This window comes from Micromonospora kangleipakensis, assembly GCF_004217615.1.
Classification (GTDB): domain Bacteria; phylum Actinomycetota; class Actinomycetes; order Mycobacteriales; family Micromonosporaceae; genus Micromonospora; species Micromonospora kangleipakensis.
Genome location: NZ_SHLD01000001.1, coordinates 5424120 through 5442436 on the forward strand (window position 1 = coordinate 5424120; position 18317 = coordinate 5442436).

An 18317-nucleotide genomic window follows, 5' to 3' on the forward strand; every position below is an offset into this window, starting at 1 on the left:
GCCGGCGGCGGACCCGACTAGTGCCCGCCGACCGACCCGTCGTGAAGGAGAAGATCGACCCGATGGCTGTGGACGTCACCACCACGGACGAATGGCAGGCCCTGCGCAAGCACGCCGAGGCGATGCGCGGCACCCACCTGCGGGAGCTGTTCGCCGCCGACGGGCAGCGGGGTGAGCGGCTCACCGGCGACGTCGCCGACCTGCACGTCGACTACAGCAAGAACCTCGTCACCGACGAGACGCTCACTCTGCTCACCGCCCTCGCCGAGCGGGTCCGGCTGACCGACCGGATCGCCGCCATGTTCTCCGGCGAACACATCAACTCCACCGAGGACCGGGCCGTGCTGCACACCGCGCTGCGGCTGCCCCGCGAGGCGAAGCTGGTGGTGGACGGACAGGATGTGATCGCCGACGTGCACGGCGTGCTCGACCGGATGTCCGCGTTCGCCGAACGGGTCCGCTCCGGCGCCTGGCGCGGGCACACCGGTGAGCGGATCAGCACCGTGGTCAACATCGGCATCGGCGGGTCGGACCTCGGGCCGGTGATGGCGTACGAGGCGTTGAAGGCCTACCGGGACGCCGGCATCACCTGCCGCTTCGTCTCCAACATCGACCCCACCGACATCCACGACAAGACCACCGACCTGGACCCGGCCACCACGCTGTTCATCGTGGTCAGCAAGACGTTCTCCACCCAGGAGACCCTCGCCAACGCCAACCAGGCGCGGCGCTGGCTGCTCGCCGGACTGGACGCCGACGACTCGGCGATCGCCCGACACTTCGTCGCCGTCAGCACCAACGAGCAGCGGGTCCGCGACTTCGGCATCGACCCGGCGAACATGTTCGGCTTCTGGGACTGGGTGGGCGGCCGGTACTCGCTGCCCTCGGCCGTCGGCCTGTCGGTCATGCTGGCGATCGGGCCGGAGCGGTTCCGGGAGATGCTCGCCGGCTACCACGCCGTCGACGAGCACTTCCGCACCACGCCGGTGGAGCGGAACCTGCCGGCGCTGCTGGGCCTGCTCAACGTCTGGTACACCGACTTCCTCGGCGCGCAGACCCACGCGGTGCTGCCGTACTCGCAGTACCTGCACCGGTTCCCGGCGTACCTCCAGCAGCTCACCATGGAAAGCAACGGCAAGTCGGTCACGGTCGACGGCAAGCCGGTCACGTACCCGACCGGGGAGATCTTCTGGGGCGAGCCCGGCACCAACGGGCAGCACGCCTTCTATCAGCTCATCCACCAGGGGACGCTGCTCATCCCGGCCGACTTCATCGCGTTCAGCCAGCCCAACCACGACCTGGGTGACATGCACGACCTGTTCATGTCGAACTTCTTCGCACAGACCGCCGCGCTGGCCTTCGGCCGCACCCGCGAGCAGGTCGAGGCGGAGGGCACCCCGGCCGACGTGGTGCCGCACCGGGTGATGTCGGGCAACCACCCGACCACCTCGATCATCGCGCCGAAGCTCACCCCGGCGACCCTCGGCCAGCTCATCGCCCTCTACGAGCACATCGTCTTCACCGAGGGCACCGTCTGGGACATCAACCCGTTCGACCAGTGGGGCGTGGAGTTGGGCAAGGTGATGGCCAACCAGCTCGCGCCGAAGCTCACCGGGACCAAGCCGGACCTCGGCGACGTGGACTCCTCCACCGCCGCGCTGATTCGCCGCTACCGCGCCCAGCGCGGCCGGGACTGACGACGTACGTGCCGGTGGCGGCGGCCCGCTGACGGGTCGTCGCCATCGTCGGTGTCGCTCCGGACAGCCCGTTCGTTGACCGACTCAGGTCTCCGAACTTCTCCGCCGCAGACGCTCAGTCTGCGTACCGCCACAGCCCTTCCGAGTCGACGTCCTGCACGAGCCGCTTCGCCAGCGACATCTCGTCGATCTCAGTGCGCCAGTCGATCATCAAACCTCAGTCAATCAGCCGGTCAGCAGCGCCGGACGGTGAATATCGTGGTCGGTGACCGACCAACCGGGCCGGGTCAATCGCGCAGCAGGTCGGCGTGGGCAGCGCGCAACCGGGCCAGCACCGGATCGCCGACGGGTGCCCGGCGATCCAGCTCCGCCCAGACCTCGGCGAGGGCGTCGGTGAGCGCGCGCAGCTCGGCCGCGTGCCGCCGGCCGCTCTGCCGGTGCAGCTCCTCCAGGCGACGAGACCAGCCGGCGCTGATCGCGGCGATACGTTCGGAGTCGGCCCGGGCCTGCGCCGCCGTCCGGGCGGCCGGGGCGGGCACGATCGCGGCGACCGGACGCGGGTCGCCGTCGCGGGTGACGACGGTGACGGTGTCGGTCAGTTCGGCGAGGGCGACGAGCTGGGTGAGCCGGGTGCGGACCTCACGGAGCGGCAGGGCACGCGGCTGGGGAGGCCGGTCGGCCAGTGCAGGGGCAGCCATGGACACATGGTGATGCCCGGGTACGACAGAACGTCAGGCCGTCCACTCCGGGGCCAGCACCGACCAGACCTCCATGTCGGCCCGGCCGGTGGAGGTCGGGGCTGCCGCACGGAGGACACCGTCGCGGCGCATGCCCAACCGCTGGGCGACGGCGATGCTGCGCTCGTTGCCGGCTTTGGTCACCCACTCGACCCGGTGGATGCCGCGTTCCCGGATCGCCCAGTCGATGATCACGCGGGCCGCGCGGGTGACCAGGCCCTGCCCCTCGGCGGCGGGCTCCAGCCAGCACCCGGCCTCGCAGACGCCCGTGGTGGTGTTGAGCGACACGAACAGCACGCCTCCGACCAGGGTGCCGCGCTGCCAGATGCCCCAGATGCCGCCGTCGTCGCGCGCCCACCGGTCGGCGTAGTTCTGCAGGACCTTGCGGGCGGAGGCGGCGTCGGTGGCCACGAAGGACGCCCCCACCCAGGGCGAGATGTGCTCCCGGCACCGGTCGAGGTTGGCGAGGAACTCGTCGGAGTGCCACGGTTCGAGCGGCCGCAGCTCGGCGTCGTCGGTCAGGGGAAGGGCGAACACGGGGAGCAACCTAGTGCGGTGTCCACTAACGTTCACCGGGTTTTCGGTGGCTGTTGTGGATCCTCGCTTTGGGAGCGAGCGACTCCCCACCGCTGGGTGGTGGGGCGGGCCTCCGCGGGCCAACTGATCCTCGCGCCGCCCGGTCGTGCGCTGGACGGCGGGGGTCACGTCGGGACCGACCGGCACCGGGAAGGTGCCGGCCGGCTCGACGGTGCGTGACCACCTCCGGCAGCACAACAGCTGCCGGGGTGGTAGATCCGCCGCCCGGGATACGGGTGGCGATGATGGCAGCCGCGACCAGGTCGCGGTGCCCGGAGAATCCGCAGTGCGGGCAGGACAACGTCCTGCCGCGGGGTTTCGGTACCCGCCTTCGGCAGGCGGGGCAGGTGGAGGACGTGCCGCGTTCGTCGACCAGCCGAACGCTGATGCCGGCCAGGGTGGCCTTGTCAGTGAGGACCTGCAGGAGCCGGCCGATCTGCCACTGCCGCAACCGCAGGTTGTGCCGCCGGCCCGCCGGCAGGTCCAACACCCCGCGGGGATCCCCGACGTGCAGCACACCCACCCGCTGACCCACCGCCCACGAAACGACGCTGCGGGCCGCCTCGTGCTGGGCCTGACGGACCCGCCGGCCATGCCGGCCCTCCACCAGGCGGGCCCGACGCCGGTACTGCCGCCACCGCCGCGACCCCCGCTCACCCGGCTTCGGCGCCCGACGTGCCACGGCACGGCGGCGGGCTTTCGTGTCGGCCAGGTGCATGCGGTGTTCGGCGCGGATCGCCCGCCCGGACACCAGCAACCCGTCCCCGTCGGGGCCGGCGACGGCGTAGGGGTGGACGATCCCCAGGTCCACCCCGCCCACCCTGCCGGGGTCCGGTTGTTCACCGGGCGGGTAGACCGCCACCGGAACCTCGGCGGTCACGTCGAGGAACAGGCGCCCACCTTCGTACAGCAGGGTGACCGACCGGACCTGCTCGACCGGATACGGCACCTCCCGCGCCAGCCGCACCCACAACGGCGCACTGCCTTTGGCGGTGGGGATTCGCACCCGGCGCCCGTCGAGGGTGAACGTGCCGTGATACCAGCGCACCGGCACCAACCCCCGCCGCCGACGCGGAAACCGCGCCGACACGTCACCCGCGCTGCGGCGCTTCGCCGCCGCGAACCACGCATCCGAAAACCGGCGCAACACCGACCGCGCACCGACGGAATCCAGTTCCGCGAACGTGCCCGGCCCGGATGCCGCCAACTCGCAGCACAACTGCTGATAGCCGACCAGCGGCGCGTCCCGGCGCCGGCGCCGCCGCCACGCGTTGACCTCCAACACGCACGCCCACACGTCACCGGCGGAGCGCAGCAGCCCGAAACACCGCCGCCGCTGACCCGGCGTCACCCGCAACGCGACCCGCGCCGTGCGATGCACGACCCGCGGAGCGGCGGGATCCCGACGGCGAGGCACGAACCGAAGCCAACACCACCCCTACGACACTTTCCCACCCCGGCCAACCCGGCCAACGTTTGTGGACACGGCACTCGCAGGCCGAGGGCGGGGATGTCGGTCCGTCGCCCTACGGTGTGCGCCGTGAACGCCGTCCAGACGTACCGATACCGCCAGCCGTCCGCGCTGCACCCCGCCGGTCTCGACCTGCAGACCTGCGGAGGCCCGGCGGCTAACCCACGGTTCTTCTCCGGGTACCTGACCACCCCCGCGGCGGCGGCCACGGGGCTGCTCGCCGTCGCCGAGGTGGCCCGTACCCGCTACCACCAGCCGGTCAGCCCGGCGAGCCTGGACCCGGTGGTGACGGGCAGCCGGGACCGCCTGCGCTTCGAGTCGTTCTCCGGCTGCTGCGGGGTGTACGCCCGGATGGACATCGTGCCGGCCGGCTTCGACGGCGAGATCGTCGGGCACGGCACCACCAACGTCGACGTCAACCCGCCGCTGCGGGAGGCGCTGGCCCGGGTCGGCGGCATCGAGCCGCTGCACGTGGCCGTCGGCCCGGACGACCTGACGGTCTCGACGATGGACGCCGCGGTGGTAGAGCGGAAGGTCCCGCTGCCGGGACGGTGGCTGCGCGGCTTCGCCGAGGTGCAGGTGCTCACCGCGGCGTTCGAGCCACGCGCCGAGATTCCCGCCGCCGAGGGGGCGGCGTTCCTGCGCCGGCTCCTCGGAGGTGCCGACCGTTCGGTGCTCTGGGCGGTGCCCGCCGGGCGTACGCTCCGGCTGACCTCGCGGCCCGCGCCGGGCGCCGTCTGCCTGGCCGGTGCGGGCCGGCTCGCCGCGCTGCGCGGCCTGCTCCGGCACGCGCGCACCCTGCGGGTGTACGGGCCACCGGTGCGAGCTGGCTCCCCCGCCGTGCCGAGCACCTGGGAGCTCGACACCGGGGCGCTGCGGCTGTCGCTGACCCTCTCCCCCGAGCCGTACCGGGGGTTCTCCGGCGAGGGCGCGGCCCTGCTCGCACTCGCCGCTGACGAGGTGGTTGACGACGCGGAACTGGTGGCCGCCCTGCTCTCCTGGGACCCGACGATCGACGTCGCCGCGCTCGCCGACGCGGCCGGTCTGCCCGACGGCCGGGTCCGTGCCGCGCTGGCCCAGCTCGGCACCGCCGGGCGGGTCGGCTACGACGTGGCCGAGGGCGGGTACTTCCACCGCGTCATGCCCTACGACGCCGGGCGGGCCGAGCGGGACAACCCCCGCCTGGTCGGGGCGCGGGTGCTGGTCGAGCGCGGCGCGGTGCACCGGGAGGGCGAGCACGCCACGGTACGCAGCGGCGACGAGGTCTACCGGGTGCGGCGGCTGCCGGACGGGGCGTACACCTGCTCCTGCCGATGGTGGGGGCGGCACCGCGGGCAGCGCGGGCCCTGCAAGCATGCCCTGGCCGTGTCGATGGTGGCGGCGCCGGCGGAGGTGGGGGCGTGACGGACTTCTTCGAGTCCCTGATCCGGGGCGACGTGCACGCCGTCCGGTCGGCGCTGAACGGGCTGGACGAGCCGGCCCGCCGGGCGCTCGGCGACGAACTGGTCGCCCACGTCCGGCGGCGGCGCGACAACTGGTGGTGGGGGAAGGAGGCGACCGCGCTGGCGCTGGCGGCCGTCGGCACGCTCAGCACCGCGACGAAGACGGCGGCGCTGCTCGGCCGGCGGTCGGTCATGCTGCGGGACGCCGACCCGGAGCCGGTGGTCGCCATGGCCCGGCAGCGGGGCGTGACCTGGCTGGCCGACCTGGCGTACAAGCTGGCCGACCGGATGCGCCGCAGCGAGCCGTGGGAAGGCTGGCGCTTCACGGCGGGGCTCCTGCTGGCGGAGAAGGTGCCGCCGCCGACCGGGGACGCGTTCGTCGCCGGCTGGGCGTACGCGATGTGGTGGCAGCGGCCCTCCGGCCAGCAGCAGCCACCCCTGCTCGACCGGCTGCGCGCCGACCCGTTCCTGGACGTGCTGCTGCCCCGGCTGTTCGAGGTGGACGGCGTCGGAGCCGACCTGACGTTCGGCGGCGACCGGCAGGCGGCGCCCCGGGCCCTGGCCGCGCTGGCGGCGGAGGGGCGGGTCGACCGGGCGGTCCTGCTGGACGGGGTCCTCGGTCGGCTGCTGCGCGGGGACCGGCCAGTCGCGCTGCGCCCGTTCCTGGCCCTGCACGACCTGCTGACGCCGACCCCGGAGGAGGTGGCGGCGCGGGCGAGCGCGTACCTACGGTTGCTCGCCGACGGGCCGGGGCCGGTCGCCACGACGGCGCTGCGGGCGCTGCGCGACCCGGGTGACGCGGTGGAGCTGGAGTCCCTGCTGGACGCCGCCCGGGCGGTGCTGACCCGGCCGGAGAAGGCGCTGGTGCGGGCGCAGCTGTCCTGGCTGGACAAGCTCGCCCGGCAGCAGCCGGACCGGGCGGCGGAGATCGCCACCGCGCTCGCGGTGGCCGCCGAACACCCGGCGGCGGACCTGCGGGACCGGGCGATGGCGCTAGCGCAGCGGCACGGGCACCGGCCGGTCCCCGCCGTCGCGGTGACGATGGCCGGCGACGAGCTGCCTCCCCCGGGCCCGGCGGCGGCCGTCCCGCCCCCGATCGCCGAGGTGGACGAGTTGGTCGAGGAGGTGTCGGCGCTGCTTGGCCGGCGCTGGCCGGCGCTGGCGGTCGAGCGGGTCCTCGACGGGCTGGTCCGGTTGGGCACCACCGACCGGGACCGGTTGGAGACCGCGCTGCTGCCGGTGCTGCAACGCCACCAGGTCGGCGCCTTCGACCACCCGTGGGCGGTGTTCAACCTGTCGGCCCAGTTGCACGGGGTCCTGCTGGCCGCCGCCGCCCCGGCCGAGGCGGCCACCCGCCGCGACCAGTGGGCCGGAATCCTCACCGACTCCCGCCCTCGGGCGCTGCGCCCGTTCCGGGGCCGGCCGGCCGGCGAGCCGCCCCGCCGGTCCGCGTTGGCGCAGGTGTACTGCGCCCGGCTCGCCGAGATCGGGCAGCGGTTGGACGGGCGGGACGATCCCGGACTGCTCGCCGCGCCCACCTCGGCCGCCGGCGCCGTCGACCCGACCGCGCTGTACGACCGGCTGGCCGCCCTCGGCGGCCGCCCGGTCTGGCGGTGGGACATCACCCAGGCGCTGCTGCGGCTGCCCGCCGACGTGGACGAGGCGCTGGCGGCGCGGGCGGCGGCGCTCGGTACGCCGGCCGGCGCCGAGCTGGCCGGCTGGCTGCGGGGGGACGTCCTCCCGGCACCGGTCCACCGGGTGGTGACGGTCGGCCGGCGGGAGCGGATGGGCGACTACGACTTCCGGTACGACCGCATGCCGGAACGGCGGACCGTGGTCGCCACCACCCCACCCGACGGCGTGGCCGACCCGCTCGGGCTGCTCACCGTGCCGGCGCACCTGGTCGGACGGGGGCACGGCGGCTGGGGCGACCTGTGGCCGGCTCTGCTGCCCGGGCACCGGGGGCTGGTCGCCGCGCACCTGCTGGCCGAAGTCGCGAAGGCGGCGCAGGAGGACCTGCGGGAGGGTGCCACGGTCCTGCCGGTGCTGGCCGAGTGCACGGGCGCGGGCGGCCCGGCGCTCGACCTGGCGCTGGCGTACGGGCTGTGCGCCCGGCACGAGGTGGACCGTGTCGCCACGCTCGACGCCCTGCTGATGCTGGCGGCGGCCAGGGACCTGGACGCGCCGGCCGTCGGCGCGCAGCTCGGCGCGCTGGCGGCGGACGGCCAGGTGACGCTCGCCCGGGCGGCGACCCCGCTGCGCGACGCGGTCGCGGCCGGTGCCCGGCTGAGCACGTGGCGGCTGCTCGCCGCGACGCTGCCGGCGCTGCTGGCCGCGCCGACGCCGCCCCGGGGCACCCCGGACCTGCTCACCCTGGCCGCGGAGACCGCCACCGCGACCGGGGTACGGATCGAGGTGCCGGGCCTGGCCGACGTGGTGGCACGGGGCGGCGGGAGCCGGCTGGTGACGGAGGCCCGCCGGCTCACCACCGCGCTGGCCTGACGGGGCCGCGACGCGGGCCGGTCCCGCGTGCACTCCCGCGCCGGACCGGAAGAGAGGGCGCGAAGCGTCGGGGCGGTCGGCCGGGCCGGGCGACCGGATCCCCGCTTGTCCCTACGAACTTGACGACGTGAACGGATCGCGCCGAGGTGATCCGTTCACGTCATCAGGTTTGTAGCGGGAAGAACAGGGACCCGGCGGTAAGGCGATCGGTCAGGGGCGCATCTCGTACGTCCCGGAGAGCGCGGCCACCCGCTCCCAGACCCGGGCGGTGCGCTCGGCGTCCCGCACCGGGCGCCGGACGTGGGCCAGCGCCCAGGCGGCCTGCTCCTCGGTGGTGGCCGCCTTGCCGTGCAGCTCGGTGGCGTGCGCGGAGAAGTCGCGGACCAGGAGGTCGAAGATCTCGTCCAGCAGGTCGGCGTCCAGCCCGGTCAGCTCCGCCTGCTCGAGGATGAGGTGGCCGTAGACGACCAGCGCGAAGAGCTGCCCGAGCGCGAGCAGGAAGTCCAGGTCGCGCTGCTGCGTCTCGTCGGGGGCGTGCGCGGCGAGCAGCGCGCAGAGCCCGTCGGCCTGCTCCCGGAACCGGGCCACGTTGGGCACCTGCGCGTGCGCGTCGTAGGCAGCACGCCAGTCGTGGAAGCGGATCGCGCCGAGGCCGCGGGCCGGGCCCTGCCGGAAGAGGAACTCGTCCTCGGCGGCGTCGTGGCGGGTCGGCACCGGCGGGTGGCCGGTCGGCTGGAACAGGTAGTTCGCCATGAACTTGAGGATCAGCGCCAGGTTGACGTGCACCGTCCCCTCCAGCTTCGGCAGCCCCCGGATGTCCTTGGCGGCCTTGTCGAAGTAGGTGTCGGCCTCGAAGCCCTTCGCGGCGATCACGTCCCAGAGCAGGTCGATGACCTTCTCGCCCTCGGTGGTGACCTTCATCTTGGTCATCGGGTTGAACAGCAGGTACCGCCGGTCGTCCGGGCCGGCCGAGCGGAAGTAGTCGACCGCCCGGTCGCTGAACAGCTTCATCGCGACCAGGCGGGCGTACGCGTCGGTCAGCTCCCGGCGGACGTGCGGGAAGTCGGTGACCCGCCTGCCGTAGAGGACCCGGTCGTGGGCGTGGGTGACCGCCTCGTACATGGCGTGCTCGCAGATGCCGATGGAGGCGGTGCAGAGGTTGAACTTGCCGACGTTGACGGTGTTCAGCGCGGCGTCGAAGGCGGCCTTCCCGGTGTGCAGCACGTCCTCGGCGCGCACCGGGTAGTCCTCCAGCCGGAACTCGCTGACGTACATCTGCGCGTTGACCACGTTGCGCACCAGTCGGTACGCGGGATGCCGGCTGTCGGCGGCGAAGAAGACGTATCCGTCGGGGCCCTCGACGTCGGCGCGGCGGCCGAAGACGGAGACCAGCCCGGCGACGTTGCCGTTGCCGATGTAGTACTTGCCGCCGGTGGCCCGGAAGCCGCCCGCGCCGTCCGGGGTGAGCACCATGTCGGTGGAGTAGATGTCGGCGCCGTGCGGGCGCTCGGAGAGGCCGAAGGCCATCACGTGCCCCTGGTCCAGCAGCTCGGCCGCGCGGGCCCGGGCGGCGGCGTTGCCGCTCTGCCAGACCGGGCCGAGGCCGAGGACGGTGACCTGCCAGGTGTACCAGTAGCCGAGGCCGTAGAAGCCGAGGATCTCGCTGAGCGCCGCGTTGCGCGCGGTGTCCCAGCGCTTGTCCGGGTCGCCGCCGCCGTCCGCGGCCGGGGTGAGGAAGGTGGCGAAGAGGCCCTCCTTGGCGGCGAAGTCGAGGAAGTCGCCGTACCAGTCGCGCCGGTTGTAGCTGTCGACGAGCGCCTGCTTGCCGCGCTGCTCGAACCAGTCGACGGTGGCCCGCAGCAGCCGGCGGGAGGGCTCGTCGAGGTGGGTGGGGTCGTAGGTGCGCGGGTTGAGCAGCAGCGGGTCGGTCACGGGGTCGCCTTCCTGGTCGGGGGGTCGAGGTCGCGGAGGGTGGCGAGGACGTCGTCGAGCCAGGCCAGCACCATCCGCTCGTACGCGATGCCGCCGCGCAGCACGACGTGCTGGAGCGACTCGCGGGCGTCCAGCACGTCGGGGTCCGGGAAGTCGCCGCGCTCGCCGGCCAGGTAGCCGGCGAGGGTGGCCTCGTGGTCGGCGCGGTACCGCTCGACCTCGGCGACCAGCGCGGCGCGGCCGGCGGGGTCGTCGAACGCGGCCCCGCGGATCTTGACGGCCAGCTCGTGCCGGACCGCCTCCGGTTGCACCGGGGCGCGCAGCCAGGCGATCAGCGCGGCCCGGCCGGCCGGGGTCGCCGACCAGACCTTCTTGTCCGGCAGCCCGTCCTGGCCGATCTCCTCGCCGACGATCCAGGCGTCCGCCGCCATCCGCTTGAGCACCCGGTAGATCTGCTGGTGGGTGGCGGTCCAGAAGCGGCCGATCGAGCGGTCGAAGCGCCGGGCCAGGTCGTACCCGGAGGCGGGCCGCTCCAGCAGCGAGACCAGGATGGCGTGCTCCAACGACATGCCGAGCATCCTGCTATGCAACTCGTTGCATAGCAAGACCGGGCTCAGATGATGAAGTGCGTCCAGTAGGTCAGCCAGACCACGAAGAGCGCCCCCTGGAGCACGGCGAGCGCGGCGGTCAGCCAGGTGTCGAGGCTGGCCCGGCGGGTCCAGCGGGCCAGCACCAGGCCGACCGGGAACGCGGCGAGCAGGTAGCGCAGCAGGCTCTTGTGCACCGGCGGGCCCATCGACAGCGGCACCAGCACCACGATCGCCGTGTAGACCAGGTACGGCAGCTCGGCCCGGCGCAGTCCGGCCAGGACGACCACCAGGACGGCGACGGCACACCAGACCCGCAGCGCGTCGGCGCTGTTCTCACCGGTCAGCGCCGCGTACGCCACCCGGAACGGGTTCTGCACCGTGATCCCCCAGCCCCGCTCCTGGGCGTGCTTGTACGCGTACCAGTCGCCGGACTGCCAGCGACAGAACGCCATGAAGGTCAGCCAGCCGGCCGGCACCAGCAGCAGCGGCCAGCCCCGCCGTAGGTAGCGCCGGAGCGTGCGGGGGTCCAGCCGGTAGCGGTGCTCGCGCAGCAGGACCAGGGCGAGCGGGACGACCACCAGGAAGCCGACCGAGCGGCTCAGCGCCAGGAAGTAGCCGATGATCCCCACCAGCAGCCAGCGGCGCTGCTCGGCGTACCAGAAGGCGGCCAGCGCGAGGCAGAGGAAGAGCGACTCGGTCAGCGCCGCCTGGAACAGGAAGGCGGTCGGCAGCAGCAGCAGGTAACGCACGAACCGCCGACCGCCCGCCGGGTCGTCGCCGCCCGGCGTCCCGGCGCCGAGCAGGCGGGCGCCCAGCTGGTGGGCGTAGTAGAGCTGGAAGATCAGGGCGAGGTTGCTGATCAGCAGCAGGGTCCACGCGGTGTGCCCGCCGAGCAGCGGCGCGACCGGCCGGGCCAGGAACGGGTAGAGCAGCGGGAAGCCGAAGTCCCGCCAGGGCCGGTCCAGCGGGAGCCGGGCCAGGTGGTCGTAGAGGAAGGAGTCCCAGGCGAACCAGAGCGAGACCCACCGGTGCGGCGAGACGGCGTCCTGCTGCTCCCGCATCGTCGTCTCGTCGGCGGGCGGCGTGCCGGGCACGCCGTCCCAGGCGCTCAGCGCGATCACGCCGACCAGGCTGAGCACGACCTTCGAACCGCCGAAGACCGCCAGCACGAAGCCCCACGGGGCGGGCACCCGGGCGGCGAGCCGGGACAGCCCGCGGCCGGCGCGGCGAACCTGGACTCGCGGTCCCGGCCGGTCCGTGGCGGGACCGCCGGCCACGCCGGCTGCTCGCCCGTCCACCATCCGTCCCCCACGCCTCGCCCCGCCCGCGACCGCCCCCGGGCGCGAACCGTCGCCCGGCATTCCCGCTCCCCAGCCGTTGACACCTGCCCGCGGGCGGTGATCGTCTGCACGTCGCCGACGTTACGGGGTCCGGCGGCGCCTGATGGCGCGATGTCGGCGAGCTGGCAACGATCTGGCGCAGGACCGGGACGGGCGCGGGCGGCGGAGGCGGGCGGCGGACCGGCCGGGGAGCGGCGAGAATCGCGCCGCACGGGAAGGTGAGATCGGGGGCAGACCGGGTAACCGCGCTGCCGCAACTGACCGGACGGCGGCGGAGGGCTCGGAGAGCATGGGCGAGAAGAACGGCACCGTCGTCATCGGCGCCGGGCCGGCGGGACTCACCGCGGCGTACGAGCTGCTCCGGCACGGCGAGCCGGTCCGGGTCTTCGAGGCCGACGACGTGGTCGGCGGGATCAGCCGCACGGTGGAGCGGGACGGCTGGCGCTTCGACATCGGCGGCCACCGGTTCTTCACCAAGGTGTCCCGGGTCGAGGACTTCTGGCACGAGATCCTGCCCGACGAGGACTTCCTGCTCCGGCCGCGGATGAGCCGCATCTACTACCGCGGCGCGCTCTACGACTACCCGCTCAACGCCGGCAACGCGCTGCGCAACCTCGGCATCGTCGAGGCGTTGCGCTGCGTCGGCTCGTACGGGCAGGCCCGGCTGCGGCCGCCGAAGGACCAGTCGCACTTCGAGGGCTGGGTGTCGGCCCGGTTCGGCTGGCGCCTCTACTCGATCTTCTTCAAGACGTACACGGAGAAGGTCTGGGGGATGCCGGCCGACCAGTTGCAGGCCGACTGGGCCGCCCAGCGGATCAAGAACCTGTCGCTGTCCAAGGCGGTGCTCAACGCCCTCCTCCCTAGGCGCAACCGGAAGGACGTCACCAGCCTGATCGAGGAGTTCCAGTACCCGAAGCACGGGCCGGGGATGATGTGGGAACGCTGCACCGAGCAGGTGGAGAAGCGGGGCGGCTCGGTGCGTACCGGCACCTGGGTGAGGGCCGTGCACCGCGACCCGGCGGCCCGGCGCGCCACCGGCGTGACGGTCGCCGACGCGGTCGGTGAGCGGACCGAGCCGGCCGACCACGTCATCTCCTCGATGCCGATCTCCGCGCTGGTCCGCGCGATGCGCCCGGCCGCCCCGCCGGAGGTGCTCGCCGCCGCCGACGACCTGCGCTACCGGGACTTCCTGACCGTCGCGCTGGTCGTCCCGGAGGAGTTCTCGTTCCCGGACAACTGGATCTACGTGCACGACCCGGCGGCGAAGGTGGGGCGGATCCAGAACTTCGGCTCCTGGTCGCCGTACCTGGTCAAGGACGGGCGGACCTGCCTGGGGCTGGAGTACTTCGTCTTCGAGGACGACGAGATGTGGCGTACCCCGGACCCGGACCTGATCGCGCTCGCCACCGCGGAGCTGGAGCGGCTCGGCCTGGTCCGGCCGGGCTGCGTGGAGGCCGGCCACGTCGTCCGGATGCCGAAGGCCTACCCGGTGTACGACGAGCGGTACCAGCACAACGTGGACGTCATCCGGGACTGGCTGGCCCGCGAGGTGCCCAACGTGCACCCGGTCGGGCGGAACGGCATGCACCGGTACAACAACCAGGACCACTCGATGCTGACCGCGATGCTGACCGCCGAGAACATCGCCCACGGCGCCGGTCACGACGTCTGGACGGTCAACGTGGAGCAGGACTACCACGAGCAGAAGACCTCCTCCCCCACCGCGGGCGGGCGGCACGGCACCGGACGGGACGCGCCGATCGTGCCCGCCCACCCGGACGGGCACCGGCGGGTCACGAAGACCGCGACGGCCACGCCCGCGGCGGCGCGCCGGCCCTGAGCCGAGGGCGCCGCCGGCGTCCCTTGCCGGGGCTACCTACGTGAGCGTGGTCATAACGGCTGGACGATCGGGGCGGCGCTGCTGCTAGCCTTCTCGGCAGGTCATGAGCGCCAGCGTCAAGCCCCGGCTCGCTGGCCGGCAACCCTCCTCCGCGGTGGGGTGCCCCGGGTGAAGACCAGGCACCGGCAGCACGCCGGTGCAAGCGTGGCCTGGTACCCAGGTCATCACCGACCCGAGGGAACCATGTCTGCTCATCTTCGCGCCCCACTCACCGACGATGTCGCGTACCCGGCCGGCTTCGCGCTGGTCAAGCGCCGGCACGTCGACCTGATGCGGGTGTGCAGCGACCGCTGTCGCCGCGCCGACGCGCGCTGAGCGCCACAACCCCCTTCCTCGAACCACCCACTCCGGCTCGCCCGCCCCGGGCGTGCCGTCGGCGGCGTGCGTCCACGCCGCCACGCGACCTTGGAGACACCTGTGCGATTCCTTCCTGCCCTGACCCGCGTCGCCGCGCTCGGCGCCGCCGCCGTGCTCGCCGCGACCGGCCTCACCGCCTGCGGCGACGACGCCGCCACCAGCGAGGCCGCCAACCCGTACGGCCTGCTCCAGCCCGGCGTGCTGCGGGCCGGCACGCTCACCGACGCCCCACCGAACGTGTACCTGAAGGACGGGAAGTTCACCGGTTTCGACAACGACCTGCTCACCGCGGTCGCCGCCAAGGCGGGCCTGAAGGTGGAGTTCGTCGGCACCGACTTCTCGGCGCTGCTGTCGCAGGTCAACAACCACAAGTTCGACGTGGGCAGCTCGTCCATCACGATCACCGAGGCGCGGAAGAAGACCGTCGACTTCGGCAACGGCTACGACTTCGGCTACTTCGGACTCGACGTGCCGGCCGGCTCGTCGATCACGAGCTTCGACCAGCTCGCCGGCAAGCGGGTGGTGGTCGTGCAGGGCACCGTGCAGGACGACTACGCCACCGGCAAGAACCTCAACCCGGTGCGGGTGCCCGACTACAACGGGGCGCTGAACCAGCTCAAGGCGGGCACCGCTGACGCGTGGATCGCCCCGGCCGAGATCGGCGAGAAGTCCGCCGCCGACAGCGGCGGCAAGATCACGGTTGCCGCCAAGCAGCTCAGCCCCGCGCCGACCGCGTACGCGTTCGCCAAGGGCAACGACAAGCTGCGCGAGGCGCTGGACAAGGGCCTGGACGAGGTCATCGCCGACGGCACCTGGACGAAGCTCCAGGCGCAGTACTACCCGGGCCGGCCGGTCCCGGCCGACTTCAAGCCGGGCAGCGGCAGCGTCCCGGCGCCGTCGGCCTCGGCGGCTTCCTGATCCCGAGCGACGGAAACGAGCAGGGCGGACGGTGACATGGATCCACTGAGCACCCTCTGGGAGACCTTCTTCGACTGGGACTCCATGCGGCAGGCGCTGCCGGAGATGCTGACGGTCGGGTTGCCCAACACGCTGATCCTGGCGATCACCGCCGCCCTGCTCGGTTCGGTGCTGGGCATGCTGCTGGCCGTCGCCGGCATCTCGCGTACCCGCTGGTTGCGGTGGCCGGCTCGGGTCTACACGGACGTGTTCCGCGGCCTGCCGGCGGCGGCGACCATCCTGCTGATCGGCGTCGGCCTGGCGCCGCTCGGGATGCAGGTGTGGGGGCCGAACCCCTATCCCCTGGGGATCCTGGCGCTGTCGCTGATCGCCGCCGCCTACATCGGGGAGATCTTCCGCTCCGGCATTCAGAGCGTCGAGGCGGCGCAGCTGGAGGGCGCCCGGGCGCTCGGCTTCTCCTGGGGCGAGGCAATGCGGCTGGTGATCATCCCGCAGGGCGTACGCCGGGTCCTGCCGGCCTGGGTGAACCAGCTGATCGCACTGATCAAGGACTCCAGCCTGGTCTACTTCCTCGGTCTGGTCGCCAGCCAGCGGGAGCTGTTCCGGATCGGACAGGACCACGCCGCGACCACCGGCAACGAGTCGGCGCTGCTGCTGGCCGGCCTCTTCTACCTCACCCTGACCATCCCGCTGACCCACGCCGTCAACGCGATCGACCGGCGACTGCGCCAGGGCCGCGCGGCCGCCGCGCCAGACGCCGAGGACGACGCGGGGCTGGCGCTGGCCGGCGAGGCCGCGCTGCCCACGACCGGACGGAAGGACCCGCGATGAGCACCAGCACCGCCACCTCGGTCAGCCTCGGCGTCCGCGACGTCCACCTCGCCTTCGACGCCAACCGGGTGCTGCGCGGCGTCGACCTGGACGTGCCCCGGGGCGCGACGGCCTGCGTGATCGGGCCGTCCGGCTCCGGAAAGTCCACCCTGCTGCGTACGGTCAACCGGCTGATCGAGCCGGACCGGGGCGACGTCCTGCTGGACGGGCGCAGCGTGCTGAGCGACGACCCGGACGCCCTGCGGCAGCGGATCGGCATGGTCTTCCAGCAGTTCAACCTCTTCCCGCACATGACCGTGCAGCGCAACATCACCCTCGCGCTGCGCCGGCTCAAGAAGCTGCCCGAGGACGAGGCGGTGCAGCTCGCGCGGACCCAGCTGGAGCTGGTCGGCCTGGCCGGCAAGGCGGACGCCCGGCCGGCGCACCTCTCCGGCGGTCAGCAGCAGCGGGTGGCGATCGCCCGCGCCCTGGCCCTGCAACCGCAGGTGATGCTCTTCGACGAGGCGACCTCGGCGCTCGACCCGGAGCTGGTCAAGGGCGTGCTCGGGGTCATGGCGGACCTCTCCGCCGGCGGCATGACGATGGTGGTGGTGACCCACGAGATGGGCTTCGCCCGCGAGGTCGCCGACACGGTGGCCTTCATGGACGGCGGCGTGGTCCTCGAAGCCGGCGAGCCGGCCGCCATCTTCGAGTCCCCGGAGCACCCCCGGCTGCGCCGCTTCCTCTCCCAGGTGCTCTGACCCCGCCCTCCACTCGCCGGCTGCGAGAACGGTCTGTCCCGTTACGACGATCAACTTCCGGGGTAGAAGCCCGTGCGGCCGGAGTCGTCGGTCCGGTGGTGCGCCGGTCCGCCTAGAGAGGGTGCGGACAGTGCGAGGTTGGTGGAAGGCCGCCGTCGGGCGGCTGCGGGACGGCTGGATCCCGGTCGTCGAGGCCGCGCTCGCCGCGACCGTCGCGTGGCTGATCGCCGCGCGACTCATCGGGCACCCGGACCCGTTCTTCGCGCCCAGCGCGGCGCTGATCGTCCTCGGCGAGTCCCGGGGGCAGCGGGTCCGGCAGACCGTCGAGCTGATCCTCGGCGTGGCCGGCGGCGTGCTCATCGCCGACCTGGTGGTGCACGCGCTCGGACCGGGCACCGGGACCATGCTGATCGTGCTGCTGCTGACCCTCGGCATCACGGTGGCCGCCGGGGCGAGCAGCACGCTGGTCATCCAGACCGCGGTCTCCGCGCTCTACCTGGTCGTGGTGGCCGCCCCGAAGGGCGAGTTCGTGCCGTTCCGCTTCGTCGACGCGCTGATCGGCGGCGCGGTGGCGCTCGCCGCGAGCCAGCTCGTGACGGCCCGCGACCCGCTCGCCCCGCTGGTCGCCGAGGCCCGGCAGACCTTCACCGACCTGGCCGAGCTGCTCGACCGGATCGACGACGCGCTCGACCGGTGCGACGAGACGGCCGCCCAGGCCGCGCTGGACCGGGCCCGCCAGGTGGACGGCTGCGTGGAACGCCTGCGCGAGGCCGTCCAGGCCTGCGGCGAGACGCTGCGGCTGCGGGTCCGCCGCCGCCGGCACCTCGGCCAGATCGAGGAGGTCGAGGCCACCACCCGGCAGCTCGACTACGCCGTACGCAACATCCGGGTGCTGGCCCGCAACGCCAGCACGCTGACCCGGCTGCACACGGCGACGCCGCCGGAGCTGGGCGCCGCGATCCGCGCGCTCGCCGAGGCGGTACGCGCCGCCGGCGCGGCGCTCGCCACCGACCTGACCGGCCACGACGACGCCGACCGGCACGTCGGCCGGGCCGACGAGGCGGCCCTGGAGGCGGTCCGCATCGGCGCCGAGCTGCTCGACTCCGACCCACCGCTGCCGGTGGTGATGATCGTCGGGCAGATCCGGGCGACCGCCATCGACCTGCTGCGCGGTGTGGGCGAGGACGACGTCGCGGTGCTCACCCGGGTCGACGAGGCGCTCGGCCTGCCGGCGGTGTGAACGTGGGCGGGATCGGTTCCCGGCATGTCGCGCCGACCCGACGC

The 18317-nt window shown here is 73.4% G+C and carries 15 protein-coding genes and 1 riboswitch; of the genes, 9 read left to right on the forward strand and 6 right to left on the reverse strand.

Annotated elements, in window-relative coordinates; genetic code table 11:
• Window positions 1-62: 62 nt before the first annotated feature.
• Window positions 63-1697: a glucose-6-phosphate isomerase gene (gene pgi, locus EV384_RS26140; protein ID WP_130340827.1), complete on the forward strand. Its 1635-nt coding sequence runs from the start codon at window positions 63-65 to the stop codon at window positions 1695-1697.
• 287 nt (window positions 1698-1984) lie between these two features.
• Here pgi and EV384_RS26145 read toward each other — a convergent pair whose 3' ends face one another.
• The 3 genes from EV384_RS26145 to EV384_RS26155 are packed head-to-tail and all read right to left on the reverse strand — an operon-like array spanning window position 1985 to window position 4391.
• Window positions 1985-2395: a type II toxin-antitoxin system Phd/YefM family antitoxin gene (locus EV384_RS26145; RefSeq protein ID WP_130337381.1), complete on the reverse strand. Its 411-nt coding sequence runs from the start codon at window positions 2393-2395 to the stop codon at window positions 1985-1987.
• Between the two features lie 33 nt (window positions 2396-2428).
• A complete protein-coding gene (locus EV384_RS26150; protein WP_130337383.1) occupies window positions 2429-2971 on the reverse strand; it encodes a GNAT family N-acetyltransferase in 543 nt (180 codons plus the stop codon).
• A 25-nt stretch (window positions 2972-2996) separates the two neighbouring features.
• On the reverse strand, window positions 2997-4391 hold the full coding sequence (locus EV384_RS26155; RefSeq protein WP_165440075.1) for an RNA-guided endonuclease InsQ/TnpB family protein: 1395 nt from the start codon (window positions 4389-4391) through the stop codon (window positions 2997-2999).
• A 159-nt stretch (window positions 4392-4550) separates the two neighbouring features.
• On the opposite strand from EV384_RS26155, the gene EV384_RS26160 reads away from it, so the two are divergent.
• Complete coding sequence (locus tag EV384_RS26160; protein ID WP_130337387.1) at window positions 4551-5885, forward strand: SWIM zinc finger family protein; 1335 nt, start codon at window positions 4551-4553, stop codon at window positions 5883-5885.
• Entirely contained in the window at window positions 5882-8425 is a 2544-nt protein-coding gene (locus EV384_RS26165; RefSeq protein ID WP_130337389.1) for a DUF6493 family protein, read from the forward strand. Before EV384_RS26160 ends, EV384_RS26165 begins: the two co-directional genes overlap by 4 nt.
• Window positions 8426-8635: 210 nt before the next feature.
• On the opposite strand, the gene EV384_RS26170 is transcribed toward EV384_RS26165, so the two are convergent.
• From EV384_RS26170 to EV384_RS26180, 3 genes are read right to left on the reverse strand one after another with little or no spacing between them, the layout of a single operon-like run.
• On the reverse strand, window positions 8636-10357 hold the full coding sequence (locus tag EV384_RS26170) for an acyl-CoA dehydrogenase family protein (RefSeq protein WP_130337391.1): 1722 nt from the start codon (window positions 10355-10357) through the stop codon (window positions 8636-8638).
• Window positions 10354-10926 carry a PadR family transcriptional regulator gene (locus tag EV384_RS26175; protein WP_130337393.1) on the reverse strand — a complete coding sequence of 191 codons (573 nt, stop codon included), beginning with the start codon at window positions 10924-10926 and terminating at the stop codon, window positions 10354-10356. Before EV384_RS26175 ends, EV384_RS26170 begins: the two co-directional genes overlap by 4 nt.
• 44 nt (window positions 10927-10970) lie before the next feature.
• Window positions 10971-12224 (reverse strand): hypothetical protein, encoded by a 1254-nt coding sequence (locus tag EV384_RS26180; protein WP_242624298.1) that lies wholly within the window; start codon window positions 12222-12224, stop codon window positions 10971-10973.
• 352 nt (window positions 12225-12576) lie between these two features.
• Between EV384_RS26180 and EV384_RS26185 the strand changes: the two genes are divergently transcribed.
• The 6 genes from EV384_RS26185 (at window position 12577) to EV384_RS26205 (ending at window position 18273) form a co-directional block, all read left to right on the forward strand.
• Window positions 12577-14127, forward strand: a complete 1551-nt coding sequence (locus EV384_RS26185) for an NAD(P)/FAD-dependent oxidoreductase (protein ID WP_242624299.1) — start codon at window positions 12577-12579, stop codon at window positions 14125-14127.
• Window positions 14128-14226: 99 nt separating this feature from the next.
• Window positions 14227-14338: riboswitch (SAM riboswitch) on the forward strand.
• Between the two features lie 32 nt (window positions 14339-14370).
• Window positions 14371-14502 carry a hypothetical protein gene (locus EV384_RS36890; RefSeq protein ID WP_278045642.1) on the forward strand — a complete coding sequence of 44 codons (132 nt, stop codon included), beginning with the start codon at window positions 14371-14373 and terminating at the stop codon, window positions 14500-14502.
• A gap of 102 nt (window positions 14503-14604) precedes the next feature.
• Complete coding sequence (locus EV384_RS26190) at window positions 14605-15462, forward strand: ABC transporter substrate-binding protein (protein ID WP_130337395.1); 858 nt, start codon at window positions 14605-14607, stop codon at window positions 15460-15462.
• A gap of 36 nt (window positions 15463-15498) precedes the next feature.
• Window positions 15499-16293 (forward strand): amino acid ABC transporter permease, encoded by a 795-nt coding sequence (locus EV384_RS26195; RefSeq protein ID WP_130337397.1) that lies wholly within the window; start codon window positions 15499-15501, stop codon window positions 16291-16293.
• Entirely contained in the window at window positions 16290-17033 is a 744-nt protein-coding gene (locus EV384_RS26200; protein ID WP_130337399.1) for an amino acid ABC transporter ATP-binding protein, read from the forward strand. Before EV384_RS26195 ends, EV384_RS26200 begins: the two co-directional genes overlap by 4 nt.
• A gap of 130 nt (window positions 17034-17163) precedes the next feature.
• Complete coding sequence (locus tag EV384_RS26205) at window positions 17164-18273, forward strand: FUSC family protein (RefSeq protein ID WP_130337401.1); 1110 nt, start codon at window positions 17164-17166, stop codon at window positions 18271-18273.
• Window positions 18274-18317 lie beyond the last annotated feature (44 nt).

What these genes read in the sequence shown, in the direction of transcription:
- EV384_RS26200 (WP_130337399.1), top strand. Translation starts at nt 16,290, where the DNA reads ATGAGCACCAGCACCGCCACCTCGGTCAGCCTCGGCGTCCGCGACGTC.
- EV384_RS26185 (WP_242624299.1), top strand. Translation starts at nt 12,577, where the DNA reads ATGGGCGAGAAGAACGGCACCGTCGTCATCGGCGCCGGGCCGGCGGGA.
- pgi (WP_130340827.1), top strand. Translation starts at nt 63, where the DNA reads ATGGCTGTGGACGTCACCACCACGGACGAATGGCAGGCCCTGCGCAAG.
- EV384_RS26145 (WP_130337381.1), bottom strand. Translation starts at nt 2,395, where the DNA reads ATGGCTGCCCCTGCACTGGCCGACCGGCCTCCCCAGCCGCGTGCCCTG.
- EV384_RS36890 (WP_278045642.1), top strand. Translation starts at nt 14,371, where the DNA reads ATGTCTGCTCATCTTCGCGCCCCACTCACCGACGATGTCGCGTACCCG.
- EV384_RS26195 (WP_130337397.1), top strand. Translation starts at nt 15,499, where the DNA reads ATGGATCCACTGAGCACCCTCTGGGAGACCTTCTTCGACTGGGACTCC.
- EV384_RS26175 (WP_130337393.1), bottom strand. Translation starts at nt 10,926, where the DNA reads ATGTCGTTGGAGCACGCCATCCTGGTCTCGCTGCTGGAGCGGCCCGCC.